Origin of the sequence: Pseudomonas sp. (assembly GCF_033723075.1) — a bacterium.
In the GTDB taxonomy this organism is placed as follows: Bacteria; Pseudomonadota; Gammaproteobacteria; order Pseudomonadales; family Pseudomonadaceae; genus Aquipseudomonas.
The window spans coordinates 37,613-50,267 of the sequence record NZ_JAWVXU010000002.1; the positions used below are offsets into that span (position 1 = coordinate 37,613).

Genomic DNA, 12,655 nt, shown 5'->3' on the forward strand with positions numbered 1-12,655 from the left:
TAGGTCGACACCGTAGGAGCGGCCCATGGCCACGACAGCTGTTTCGCGGGCATGGCCCGCTCCTACGATGCGCCCGCCCCATTGTATGCAACACCTGACGGGCACATAGCCAAGCAAAAGCATCGCGGGCATGGGCCAGGGGCCCCCGCTGCTCCTACGGCCGGCCGTAGACCAGCGGATAGATCAACAAGCCCAGCGCCTCGTTGAGCAACAGGCTGCTCTGCCACAACGCCTTGCTTTCCGGCAGCCAGCCGCCCGCCGGGCGGCCGTTGGCTACGCCGAGAAACCCAACCGGCGCCGCCAGCACCTCAAACCCCGCCTGCTCGAAACACCAGCGCGCCCTCGGCATATGCCAGGCCTGGGTGACCAGCAACACACGCCTGACCCCGTCCTTGTGCAACAGTTCGGCGCTGCGGGTCGCGTTCTCCCAGGTCGTGCGACTCGCCTCTTCCTGCCAGCGCACCGCCACGCCGAAGTCGCGCCTCAACACCTGCGCCGCCAGCGCGGCCTCACTGGGCGGCTGACCATAATGCAGGCCGCCACTGGTCGCCAGCGGCACGCCCGAGGCCTTGGCCAGGCGCGCGGCATAGCGCAAGCGCTGCATGGCCATCGAGCTGGGCTGATCGCCGTCCCAGGCCGGATCACCCTGCTCGCGTCCGCCTCCAAGCACGACAACCGCCTCCACCTGCTGCGCCAGATCGGTCCAGCGGGCCTCGGCCAGCGCCGGCTCAGACTCCAGCAGGCGCGCCGACCACTCCACCACGACCGGCAGGCTCATCAACCACAACCCGCCGATCGCCAGACCGAAACAGGCGGCGGCCACGCGTGGAAAACGCTTGCGCAACCACCAGGCAACAAGCAGCGCGAGCAGCAGCACGCCCGGCGGCATCAGCAGTTGTTTAAGCATGTAGCGAATAGGCATTGGACACCTCTCAGGTGCCCAGCAGCCTAACGGGGATCGCGTGCCCGGAACAGCTGCGAGCCACACGAAAGACAGGCGTGCACATCCTGTCCCGGCCGCCAACTGGCAACCACGCCGCAGAGCGCGCAGCACAGTTGCACACGGCGCCTGACCAGCGGCTTCACTTTGCCGAGTGGCTTGACCGCCGGTTTCAGCGGCACACGGCTGGCCTTGGCTGCGCGCACGGGCCAGCGCTCGATCACCGCCAACTCCTCGGCAGCGGCATGCCAACCACGCAACCAATTCAGGTCATGATCCAGATAGGCACGAATCAACTCCAATTCGGCTGCGGTCAGGTCGCGCAACTCCAACTCATCCGGCACTTTGGTAGACAGGCGAGCCATATTATCGGCTTCATCCAGCGCCACTGACAGGCGCTGCAACAACCGCTCATACAGACCAGCCGACGCCTCTGTGCGTCGCAATTCAGCCATCCAGTCACCTCATGCTGGCCCCGATCATCGAACTTCTATAACAAGCTTAGCGGCAGGCCTTGAACCAGCCCGACGCCGCGACAAACGGCGATGCGCCGGCCTTGGCGCCTGCCGTGCAGTGCAATCAGGGTTTCCCTCAGTTGCGAGGGGTCATGTATGCTACGGCGTTTCCCGAAAGCCCCTTTCCTTAGCGCCAGTAGCCATGCACGAACAGTATCAGCCACGTGAAATCGAAGCCGCCGCGCAATCCCACTGGGACTCGCAAAAATCCTTTGTAGTGAGCGAACAGCCAGGCAAGGAAACCTTCTATTGCCTGTCGATGTTCCCCTACCCCAGTGGCAAGTTGCACATGGGCCATGTGCGCAACTACACCATTGGTGACGTGATCGCCCGCTACCAGCGCATGCTCGGCAAGAACGTGCTGCAGCCGATGGGCTGGGACGCGTTCGGCATGCCGGCAGAAAACGCCGCGATGAAGAACAAGGTCGCGCCCGCCAAGTGGACCTACGAAAACATCGAGTACATGAAGACCCAGCTAAAAAGCCTGGGTCTGGCGGTCGACTGGTCGCGCGAAGTGACCACCTGCAAGCCGGACTACTACCGCTGGGAACAATGGCTGTTCACCCGCCTGTTCGAGAAAGGTGTGATCTACCGCAAGAACGGCACGGTCAACTGGGACCCGGTGGATCAGACCGTACTGGCCAACGAGCAGGTCATTGACGGCCGCGGCTGGCGCTCCGGCGCGGTCATCGAAAAACGCGAAATCCCCATGTACTACTTCAAGATCACCGCCTACGCGGAAGAGCTCTTGAGCAGCCTGGACGATCTGGATGGCTGGCCGGAACAGGTCAAGACCATGCAGCGCAACTGGATCGGCAAATCCCGCGGCATGGAAGTCAGCTTCCCCTATGACGTCGCCAGCATCGGCGAGAGCGGCGCGCTGAAGGTCTTCACCACCCGCCCCGACACCCTGATGGGCGCGACCTACGTCGCGGTGGCCGCCGAACACCACCTGGCGACGCTTGCCGCGCAGAACAACGCGCAATTGCAAGCCTTTATCCACGAGTGCAAAAGTGGCAGCGTGGCCGAAGCCGACATCGCCACCCAGGAAAAGAAAGGCCTGCCCACCGGCCTGTTCGTCGAGCATCCGCTCACCGGCGAAAAGCTGCCGGTCTGGGTCGCCAACTACGTATTGATCCATTACGGCGACGGCGCGGTCATGGCCGTTCCAGCCCACGACGAACGCGATTTCGAATTCGCCCACAAGTACGACCTGCCAATCAAGCCGGTGATCCGCACCAGTGCCGGCGATGAAACCCCAGCGCCCTGGCAGGACGCCTATGGCGAGCACGGCAGCCTGATCAACTCCGGCGATTTCGACGACCTGGATTTCCCGGGTGCCTTCGACGCCATCGAAGTCGCCCTGCAGAAGAAGAATCTCGGTCAATCGCGCACCCAGTTCCGCCTGCGCGACTGGGGTATCAGCCGGCAGCGCTACTGGGGCTGCCCGATCCCGATCATTCATTGCGACAGCTGCGGCGACGTGCCGGTGCCGGAAGACCAGTTGCCGGTAGTGCTGCCCGAAGACGTAGTACCGGACGGCGCCGGTTCGCCACTGGCGCGCATGCCGAACTTCTACCAATGCAGCTGCCCGAAATGCGGCGCAGCGGCCAAGCGCGAAACCGACACCATGGACACCTTCGTCGAATCGTCCTGGTACTTCGCCCGCTACGCCTCGCCGCAGTACAGCAAGGGCATGGTCGACCCGGCCGCCGCCGACCACTGGCTGCCGGTGGATCAGTACATCGGCGGTATCGAACACGCGATTCTGCACCTGCTCTACGCACGCTTCTTCCACAAGCTGATGCGTGACGAAGGCCTGCTCAACTCCGACGAACCGTTCAAGAACCTGCTGACCCAGGGCATGGTCATTGCCGACACCTATTACCGCACCCTGGATAATGGCGGCAAGGACTGGTTCAACCCGGCCGACGTGGAAATCGAGCGCGATGCCAAGGGCAAGGTCATCGCCGCCAAGCTGAAAAGCGACGGCATGCCGGTGGAAATCGGCGGCACCGAGAAGATGGCCAAGTCGAAGAACAACGGCGTCGACCCGCAGGCGATGATCGATGCCTACGGCGCCGACACCTGCCGGCTGTTCATGATGTTCGCCTCGCCACCGGACATGAGCCTGGAATGGTCGGACTCCGGCGTCGAGGGCGGCAGCCGCTTCCTGCGTCGCGTCTGGCGCCTGGCCCAGGCCCATGTCAGCCAGGGCTTGCCCGGCGTGCTGGACAAGACAAGCCTGAGCGATAGCCAGAAAGACGTACGCCGCGCCATTCACCTGGCGATCAAACAGGCCAGCGTCGATATCGGCCAGCACCACAAATTCAACACCGCCATCGCCCAGGTGATGACCCTGATGAACGTGCTGGAAAAGGCCGCCCAAGAGACCGCCCAGGATCGCGCCCTGCTCCAGGAAGGCCTGGAAAGCGTGGCCTTGCTGCTGGCCCCGATCACCCCGCACATCAGCCACCAACTGTGGCTGGAACTCGGCCATCAGGGCGCGATCATCGACGCCCAGTGGCCGGCAGTGGATGAGTCGGCGCTGGTACAGGACAGCCTGCAGCTGGTGATCCAGGTCAACGGCAAGTTGCGCGGTCATATCGAGATGCCCGCTTCGGCTACTCGCGAGGAAGTCGAAGCAGCGGCGCGGGCCAACGAAAACGTAGTGCGCTTCACCGAAGGCCTGAGCATCCGTAAAGTGATTGTGGTGCCGGGCAAGCTGGTCAACATAGTCGCCAACTAAAATAGTCGCCAACTGACAAAACTCGACGCGACCGCAAAGCGGCGCGTCGAGAGGTTCGCCAAGGGGATAGCAAAGATGATGAAACGGAATCTGTTGGTAATCGGCCTCGCTGCGCTGCTCGGCGCCTGCGGCTTCCAGCTGCGCGGCACCGGTGACGTCGAGTTCGCCCTCAAGGAACTCGATGTCAGCGCACGCAACGCCTATGGCGACACGGTCAAGCAGGTGCGTGAGGTGCTGCAGGACAACGGTGTGCGCGTCCACCCTGGCGCGGCCTATCACCTGGTGCTGAGCGACGAGCAGGAAAACAAGCGCGCCGCCAGCTATACCAGCTCCACGCGCACTGCCGAATACGAGCTGACCATGACCCTCGATTACGAGATCCGCGGCGCCCAGAATCTGCTGCTGACCAGTAACCAGCTGGAAGCGCAGAACTTCTATGCCCAGGACGGCAACAACCTGGTCGGTTCCGATCAGGAAGCAGTGCAACTGCGCAGCGAAATGCGCCGCGAGCTGGTGCAACAACTGGTCCAGCGCCTGCAACAGGTCACCCCGACCCAGCTCGACCAGCTGCAACAGAGCGCCGAAGCCAAGGCCAAAGCCGAAGCCGAGGCACTGGAAGCCGCGCGTCAGCGTGAAGCCGCGCAACCGCAGCAGTCGCCCGTGCAACTGCCGACCTCCGGCCAGTAGAACTGACGGGGCCGCGGCCCCGCCGGTTAGCGCCTGATGAAACTCAACCCCGCACAACTCGGCAAACACCTCCAGGGCAAGCTGGCGGCGGTGTATGTGGTCAGTGGCGACGAACCGTTGCTGTGCCAGGAAGCCTGCGACGCGATCCGCGCCGCCACCCGCGAGCAGGCGTTCAGCGAACGCCAGGTGTTCAACGCCGATGCGGGCTTCGACTGGGGCAATCTGCTGCAGGCCGGCGCCAGCATGTCGCTGTTCGCCGACAAGCGCCTGCTGGAACTGCGAATGTCGTCCGCCAAGCCCGGCGACAAGGGGGCGACGGCGCTGCTCGAATACCTGGCCCGCCCGCCGGAAGACACCGTGCTGCTGATCAGCCTGCCGAAACTCGATGGCAGCGCACAGAAGACCAAGTGGGCCAAGGCCCTGATCGACGGGCCACAGTGTCAGTTCCTGCAGATCTGGCCGGTGGATGCCCACCAGCTGCCGCAATGGATTCGCCAACGCCTGGCCCAGGCCGGCCTGAGCGCCAGCCAGGAAGCGCTCGAGATGATCGCCGTGCGAGTGGAAGGCAACCTGCTCGCCGCCGCCCAGGAAATCGAGAAACTCAAGCTGCTCGCCGACGGTGGGCAGATCGAGGTCAGCACCGTGCACGCTGCGGTTGCCGACAGCGCCCGCTTCGACGTGTTCGGCCTGATCGATGCGGCCCTCAATGGCGAAGCCGCCCATGCCCTGCGCATACTCGAAGGGTTGCGCGGCGAAGGGGTCGAGCCGCCGGTGATTCTCTGGGCCCTGGCCCGCGAAATCCGCCTGCTCGCCACCATCGCCCAGCAATACGGCCAGGGTATGCCACTGGACAAGGCCTTCAGCTCGGCGCGCCCGCCGGTCTGGGACAAGCGCCGCCCACTGGTCAGCAAAGCCCTGCAACGCCACTCCGCCGCACGCTGGGCCGCGCTGCTGCAGGATGCCCAGCGCATCGACGCGCAGATCAAGGGCCAGGCCGTCGGCGACCCCTGGAACGGCTTGAGCCTGCTGACCCTGAGCCTGTGCGGACAACGCCTGAGCCTGCCCAGCGATCCCGGACCGTAACCCCGCCCACGACTGCAACTGGGGATACGGGAAAGGATTGCGCTAATTTTTATCCAGCGACCTGGCGATCGGCTTGTTCGTCCAGCGCCCCCTGCGACCTCCCGGCTGCCAGCTGGACATTTTTTAACCAACGGATCATTATTCACGCACCCGCGCGTCGCGCGGCCGCCAATGAGGATCCAGCATGGCCAAAAACCGCAAACAGAGGCCGAACAAGGCCAAATCCCTGATCGCCCAGCCGCTGTTCCGCTGTCGTCAGGAAAAACCCGGCAAAGGCAAAGGCAGCTACCGCCGCGAAGCCTCCCAGCAAAACTGGGAGGCTTCTGTCCTTCTGGTCGCCTGAAACCCCGCTGTGGCCCGCCTGGAAGCCCAACCATGCTAAGGTAGCGGCCTGCAAAAAAACGCCTTGAGACCACCATGCCCAACCTGCTACTTCGCAGCCTGAGCCACATCGCCTCGGCCTGCCTCCTTCTACTCCTGACGGCTTGTGCCGAAGCGCCCGCGCAATCGCTGGCCACTGTAGCCGACAGCCCGAGCAGCACCTCGAACAAGCAGCCCGAGCCGGCGGCGGCTGCCGCAAAACTCAGCTTCGCCGACTGGCGTGCCCTGCTGCGCAGCGATGCGATTGCCGCCGGCATCGACCCCGCGCTGTTCGATCGTGCCTTCGCCGGCGTCAGCCCCAACCCCGACGTACTGGTCGCCGACAGCAGCCAACCGGAGTTTACCCGTCCGGTATGGGAATACCTGGATGGCGCTGTCTCTCCTCTGCGCGTCGCCCGCGGCCAAAGCCTGTTGCTGCAGCACGGCAATACCCTCGCTCGCATCGAAACACGTTACGGCGTTGACCGCGAAACCCTGGTGGCGATCTGGGGCCTGGAGAGCAATTTCGGCAGCAATATCGGCAATCACAAGGTGATCCGCTCGCTCGCCACCCTGGCCTATGAAGGCCGCCGCCAGGTGTTCTGGCGCAGTCAACTGCTCGCCGTGCTGCAGATTCTCCAGCATGGCGATATCACTCCGGAACGCCTGGTCGGCTCCTGGGCCGGCGCCATGGGCCAGACCCAGTTCATGCCCACCACCTACAACGAGCATGCCGTGGACTTCGACGGCGATGGCCGCCGCGACCTCTGGACTTCCTCGGCCGACGCCCTGGCCTCGGCCGCCCATTACCTGCAGGCCTCCGGCTGGCAGAAAGGCCAACCCTGGGGCTATGAGGTGCGCCTGCCGCAAGCCTTCGACTACAGTCTGTCCGACCCGGAAGCGCGCCGCAGCCTGGCCGAGTGGACAGCACTGGGGGTCCAACCGCTCAATCCGCCAGCCCAGCACGTGGCTGCCGAAACCACTGCGACCCTGCTGCTGCCGGCCGGTCATCGCGGCCCGGCCTTTCTGCTGCTGAGCAATTTCCGCAGCATCCTCAAATACAACAACTCGACCTCCTACGCCCTGGCTATCGGCCTGCTGTCCGACAGCCTGCGCGGGGGCGATGGCGTGCGTGCCGCCTGGCCCCGCGAGGAGCGCCAACTGGGCCGCAGCGAGCGCATCGAGCTGCAGGAATTGCTGGCCCAGAACGGCCTGGAACCAGGACCTGCCGACGGGATCATTGGCGCCAATACGCGCAAGGCCGTGCGCGCCTTCCAGCTGCGCCAGGGCTGGCCGGCCGACGGCTACCCCACCCAGGAACTGCTGGTACGCCTGCGCAATCACCGCTGAGCCCAGTCGCAGGTTGTGAACATATCGAGCGCCGCAGCGGGCGCTTGGAGGCGCTCGCAGCGGGCGGGAGCGTTCTCGCCGCCTCTCAGGGTTGCCGGGGCTCGCCGCGCAGATAGGCCAGCCAATAGACCCCGGCGACCAGCAGCGTGCCGCCGACCACGTTGCCCAGGGTCACCGCCAGCAGGTTTCGGCCAATGCCACTGAACGACATCAGCCCCTCGCCGTCCAGGATCAGGCCGTAGGGCAGAAAGAACCAGTTGGCAATCGAGTGCTCGAAGCCGATGGTGACGAAGGCACTGATGGGCAACAGAATGGCCAATATCTTGTCGCTGACGCTGCGCCCACCCATCGCCAACCAGACCGCCAGGCACACCAGGACATTGCTGAGAATGCCCCGGGAAAAGGCTTCGAGCAGCGACAGATCGGCCTTGCTCCGCGCGATGTGCAAGGCCGTCTCGCCGACCGCGCCGCCACCCATGCCCGCTATATCGGCCCAGAGCACCAGCAGCAGCGTCCCCAGGCAACCGATCACATTGCCCAGGTAGGCCAGACACCAGTTGCGCAACAGCGCGCGACTGCCGATCAGCCGGCTGGCCCAGGCCATCGCCAGGAGGTTGTTACCGGTGAACAGCTCCGCCCCGCCGACCACCACCAACACCAGACCGAGGCAGAATCCCAGGCCACCGAGCAGGCGAGTGACGCCGAAACCGAGCTGGCTATCGGTGACGATCACGGTAAACAGCAGCGCGCCCAGGGAGATGAAGGCACCGGCCAACACCGCCAGCAGCAACAGCGTCAACACATCCGCCTGCGCCTTGGCCACGCCCATTTGCTCCACGCGCCGGGCGATCTGCCGCGGCTGGTAGGCATCGAGGAACAGCTGTTCTTTCGCCATCGCCTTCTCCCGACCCACCCGGGCCTCGAAATCCGCGCTCGTCGCGCCACCGGAAAGGCTGCTGGACTTGCGCAACATGCCGCCATGCCCAGTGCGCACCAGCAGAGGAGTCCAGCGCCCTGGCACCGAGGCCAGGGGGGCAGAATCGGCCATGGCCACCTTCCACCTTGCCGACCGCCGCCTTGCGCCACTTCAGATTCTGGACCAGCCAGGGCATTTCGCCAGGCGCAGGTCGAGGCTCGTCACGCAAACGAGGGACAGGCCATCACCGGAGTCACTATCATCCAGCGGCGCCGGACCGGTCGTGCGGCTGCAGCTCTACCGCCTGAATCCGCCACCCAGCCCCGGGCGAACAGTCGAACACCCGTCAATGGATGGCCGTCAGCCTGGACAAATACCTTCTGTGATAAACTGCGCGGCGGCCACAAGCCGCCTCGTCCACGGAGCCTCTAGCGGAGCCCAGATTGCCGATGTCCGATACCTCCCCGCCTAAAAACGTCGCCAGCGGCGAAAAATTCCGCACCACTCAGGGCACTACCGCGATCAAGGACGGGCAGAAGCGCCGCGCCTCAAGCGAACCCCAGGTATTCGAACCCAAGCCCAAGTGGCTGCGGGTCAAGGCGCCCGGCGGCAGCCGCTTCGAAGCGGTCAAGCGCAATGTCGGCGAACACCGCCTGAGCACCGTGTGCCAGGAATCCCACTGCCCGAACATGGGCGAGTGCTGGTCCAACGGCACCGCCACCATCATGCTGATGGGTTCGGTATGCACCCGCGCCTGCCGCTTCTGCGCGGTGGATACAGGCAACCCCAACGGCTGGCTGGATCAGGAAGAGCCACAGAACACCGCCAAGTCGGTGGAGCTGATGGCGCTGCGCTATATCGTGCTGACCTCGGTGGACCGCGACGATCTGGACGACGGCGGCGCAAGCCACTACGCCGCCTGTGTGCGCGCGATCAAGGAGCGTACCCCACAGGTGGTGGTAGAGGCCCTGACCCCGGATTTCGACGGTGACCTGCAAGCCATCGAACGCGTGGTGGATTCCGGCCTGGAGGTCTTTGCGCAGAACGTCGAGACGGTCAAGCGCCTGACCCATGAAGTACGCGACCCTCGCGCCGGCTACGAGAAGACCCTGCGCGCGCTCGAGCACGCCAAGCGCCATCGCCCGCAGATGCTGACCAAGACCAGCCTGATGCTGGGCCTGGGCGAGACCGACGAGGAAGTTCTAGAAACCATGGATGACCTGCGTGCCATCGGCGTGGACATCCTCACCCTCGGCCAGTACCTGCAGCCCACGCGCAATCACCTGGCGGTCAAGCGCTGGGTCAGCCCGGAAGAGTTCAATCGTTTCCGCGACCTCGGCCTGCAGAAGGGCTTTATGGAAGTCGCCGCCGGCCCGCTGGTACGCTCCAGCTACCGCGCCGACAAGGTGTTCGAGAAGAACAACCTGGGCCTGGCCGCCCCGGTGCCAGTGCCGGGCCAGCAACTCGACAGCAGCCTGATTCCGACCCTCAATCTGAACTGATCGGGCCGCACAACGCCTGACGCCCGGCTTTGCCTGGGTCAGGCGTTGGTTTATCCACAATCAGGCCATTGAGAATGGCTATGCCCCCATCCTCTGTTGCGCTCAGGCATCGGCGCCCAGGTGTAGGGGGCTGGCTTCATAGGGTGCGCCGCGCGCACCAACACCAACACCGGTGCCGCCACAGACGCCTGGTGCGCACAGCGCACCCTACCGATTGCGGCCGCTGCAAGCAGTGTCATGCTTCCCCGGGCGCTACACCCTGAGTACGGTGGAGAAGCCAAGGCTTAGCAGTCTATTGCGCCCTTCAGGGTCTGCTGCTGCGCGTAGTCGAGGTGCTTGACCAGCTGCTCGCGCAGCCGCGCACTGACCTCGGATATGTCTACCGGCCCCGCCACCTGATCGACCAGCTGGGTCATGGCCATGCCGGCGTAACCGCAGGGGTTGATGCGCTGGAACGGCTGCAAATCCATGTCCACGTTCAAGGCCAGGCCATGAAAGGAGCGGCCATTGCGGATACGCAGCCCCAGAGAGGCTATCTTCGCCCCATCCACGTACACCCCGGGCGCATCCGGCTTGGCATTGGCGCTGACGCCGTAACTGGCGAGCAGGTCAATCAGGCTGCGCTCGATGCGGTTGACCAGCTCACGCACGCCGATGCCGCTCCGGCGCACATCCAGCAGCAGGTAAGCCACCAGTTGGCCGGGGCCGTGGTAGGTCACCTGGCCGCCGCGATCGACCTGCACCACCGGGATATCGCCAGGCAGCAACAGGTGTTCGGCCTTGCCGGCCTGGCCCTGGGTAAACACCGGCGGATGCTGCAATAGCCAGATTTCATCCGCCGTTGCGGCATCACGCTCATTGGTGAAGCACTGCATGGCCTGCCAGGTCGGCTCGTAGTCGACCAAGCCGAGCTCGCGAAAGCCGAGCGGCAGGCTCATCAGAGCACCATGTGCACGATACCGGTCGCGCGCAGGGCGCTATTGATATCGCGCAACTGGTCTTCACCGGTTGCCTCGATGTGCAACTGCACAGTGGTGTACTTGCCATTACTGCTCTGGCGCTCGGCCAGGGTACTGAGATCGACCTTGGCATATTTGCTGAGGATTTCGATCACCATGTCCTTGTAAGTGGCACCACTGTCGCCAACCACCTTGATCGGGTAGTCGGCGCAGGGAAATTCGATTTTGTGCGATTTGACGTCAGCTTGACTCATGGCAGTAACGGCCTCGTAAGCCGTGGCAACAACGCCCCGGCGGTTCGCCAGGGGACGTGCTGGTCACGATATCAGTTGAACAAGCCGAAGAAGAAAAGACGAATGCTATCCCACAGACGCCGGAACAGGCCGCCTTCCTCGACGGTTTCCAGGGCCACCAGATCGGCGCTGTGCACCACCTCGTCACCCAGCTTGACTTCGACCTTGCCGATCACATCACCTTGCTGGATCGGTGCAATCAGTTGCGGATTGAGGGTCATACCGGCTTGCAGCTTGTCCAGTTGGCCTTTCGCCATGGTCAGGGTCAGGTCACTGGCCAGGCCAGCCTTGAGCTGTCGAGTGGCGCCTTTCCAGACCTGGGTCTGAGCCAACTCGACACCTTTCTGATAGAAGGTGCGGGTCTCGAAGAAGCGGAAACCATAGGTCAGCAGCTTCTGCGTCTCGGCGGCACGGGCCTGTTCACTGGAGGTGCCGAAGACCACGGCGATCAGGCGCATGCCGTCGCGCACCGCGGAGGACACCAGACAATAGCCGGCTTCTTCGGTATGCCCGGTCTTCAGGCCGTCGACGGTCTTGTCGCGCCACAGCAGCAGGTTGCGGTTGGGCTGCTTGATGCCGTTCCAGAGGAATTCCTTCTGCGCATAGATGGCGTAGTGCTGCGGATCTTCGTAGATGATCGCCCGCGCCAGCCTGGCCATGTCCTTGGCCGAAGAGTAATGCTCCGGGTCCGGCCAGCCGGTGGCGTTGCGAAACTGGCTGTTGCTCATGCCCAGGCGCTCGGCAGTGGCGTTCATCATGTCGGCGAAGGCCTCTTCGCTGCCGGCGATGTGCTCGGCAATCGCCACGCTGGCGTCATTGCCGGACTGGATGATGACGCCGTGCAGCAGGTCATCGACCGAGACTTCCTTGCCGACCTCGATGAACATCTTCGAGCCGCCCATACGCCAGGCCCTCTCGCTGATGCGCACCATGTCGCCTTCCTTGATCTGGCCGCGGTTGATGTCCAGGGTCGCCAGGTAGGCAGTCATCATCTTGGTCAGGCTGGCCGGCGGCAGACGCTCGTCGGCATTGTGCTCGATAAGGACATTGCCGCTGACGGCATCCATCAGCACATAGGATTTGGCGGCCAGTTGCGGCGGCGCCGGAATCACCATCTGGCTGGCCCAGGCGGCGGGCGCAACGAGCAGCAGGAGTGAGAAGAAAACGCGTTGGGCAAAGCTGGTGATATTCATCCGTCTCTCTAGGTAGCTAATGGTCGTACAGGCCCGAAAGGGCACATGGGGTGACGCTGGCAGCCGAACCCGGCTGCGGCTGCATACTTAGTCCGGGAACGGACCGAT

At 64.1% G+C, this 12,655-nt stretch carries 12 protein-coding genes; 6 read left to right on the forward strand and 6 right to left on the reverse strand.

Annotated features, from left to right (window positions below; all coding sequences use genetic code 11):
- Positions 1-154 precede the first annotated feature (154 nt).
- Entirely contained in the window at positions 155-922 is a 768-nt protein-coding gene (locus tag R3355_RS02815; RefSeq protein WP_318959966.1) for a YdcF family protein, read from the reverse strand.
- Between the two features lie 26 nt (positions 923-948).
- Entirely contained in the window at positions 949-1,395 is a 447-nt protein-coding gene (locus tag R3355_RS02820; RefSeq protein WP_318959967.1) for a hypothetical protein, read from the reverse strand.
- Positions 1,396-1,597: 202 nt separating this feature from the next.
- On the opposite strand from R3355_RS02820, the gene leuS reads away from it, so the two are divergent.
- The 5 genes from leuS (at position 1,598) to R3355_RS02845 (ending at position 7,684) form a co-directional block, all read left to right on the forward strand.
- On the forward strand, positions 1,598-4,204 hold the full coding sequence (leuS, locus tag R3355_RS02825) for a leucine--tRNA ligase (protein WP_318959968.1): 2,607 nt from the start codon (positions 1,598-1,600) through the stop codon (positions 4,202-4,204).
- Positions 4,205-4,279: 75 nt separating this feature from the next.
- Positions 4,280-4,891, forward strand: a complete 612-nt coding sequence (lptE, locus tag R3355_RS02830) for an LPS assembly lipoprotein LptE (RefSeq protein ID WP_318959969.1) — start codon at positions 4,280-4,282, stop codon at positions 4,889-4,891.
- A 36-nt stretch (positions 4,892-4,927) separates the two neighbouring features.
- Positions 4,928-5,974 carry a DNA polymerase III subunit delta gene (gene holA, locus R3355_RS02835; protein WP_318959970.1) on the forward strand — a complete coding sequence of 349 codons (1,047 nt, stop codon included), beginning with the start codon at positions 4,928-4,930 and terminating at the stop codon, positions 5,972-5,974.
- Positions 5,975-6,158: 184 nt separating this feature from the next.
- Positions 6,159-6,317 carry an alternative ribosome rescue factor ArfA gene (arfA, locus tag R3355_RS02840; protein ID WP_318950736.1) on the forward strand — a complete coding sequence of 53 codons (159 nt, stop codon included), beginning with the start codon at positions 6,159-6,161 and terminating at the stop codon, positions 6,315-6,317.
- A gap of 74 nt (positions 6,318-6,391) precedes the next feature.
- Positions 6,392-7,684 (forward strand): lytic murein transglycosylase, encoded by a 1,293-nt coding sequence (locus R3355_RS02845; RefSeq protein ID WP_318959971.1) that lies wholly within the window; start codon positions 6,392-6,394, stop codon positions 7,682-7,684.
- Between the two features lie 85 nt (positions 7,685-7,769).
- Here R3355_RS02845 and R3355_RS02850 read toward each other — a convergent pair whose 3' ends face one another.
- The gene (locus R3355_RS02850; RefSeq protein WP_318959972.1) at positions 7,770-8,732 is read right to left on the reverse strand and encodes a formate/nitrite transporter family protein; all 963 of its coding nucleotides are present in this window, start codon (positions 8,730-8,732) and stop codon (positions 7,770-7,772) included.
- A 317-nt stretch (positions 8,733-9,049) separates the two neighbouring features.
- Here R3355_RS02850 and lipA point away from each other — a divergent pair, with 317 nt between their 5' ends.
- Positions 9,050-10,102 carry a lipoyl synthase gene (lipA, locus tag R3355_RS02855; RefSeq protein WP_318959973.1) on the forward strand — a complete coding sequence of 351 codons (1,053 nt, stop codon included), beginning with the start codon at positions 9,050-9,052 and terminating at the stop codon, positions 10,100-10,102.
- A 284-nt stretch (positions 10,103-10,386) separates the two neighbouring features.
- On the opposite strand, the gene lipB is transcribed toward lipA, so the two are convergent.
- The 3 genes from lipB to R3355_RS02870 form a co-directional block, all read right to left on the reverse strand.
- Positions 10,387-11,040, reverse strand: coding sequence for a lipoyl(octanoyl) transferase LipB (gene lipB, locus R3355_RS02860; RefSeq protein ID WP_318959974.1), 654 nt, complete (start codon positions 11,038-11,040; stop codon positions 10,387-10,389).
- Positions 11,040-11,315: a DUF493 domain-containing protein gene (locus tag R3355_RS02865; RefSeq protein ID WP_318959975.1), complete on the reverse strand. Its 276-nt coding sequence runs from the start codon at positions 11,313-11,315 to the stop codon at positions 11,040-11,042. Before R3355_RS02865 ends, lipB begins: the two co-directional genes overlap by 1 nt.
- A 71-nt stretch (positions 11,316-11,386) precedes the next feature.
- Positions 11,387-12,547, reverse strand: a complete 1,161-nt coding sequence (locus R3355_RS02870) for a D-alanyl-D-alanine carboxypeptidase family protein (protein ID WP_318959976.1) — start codon at positions 12,545-12,547, stop codon at positions 11,387-11,389.
- Between the last annotated feature and the right edge of the window lie 108 nt (positions 12,548-12,655).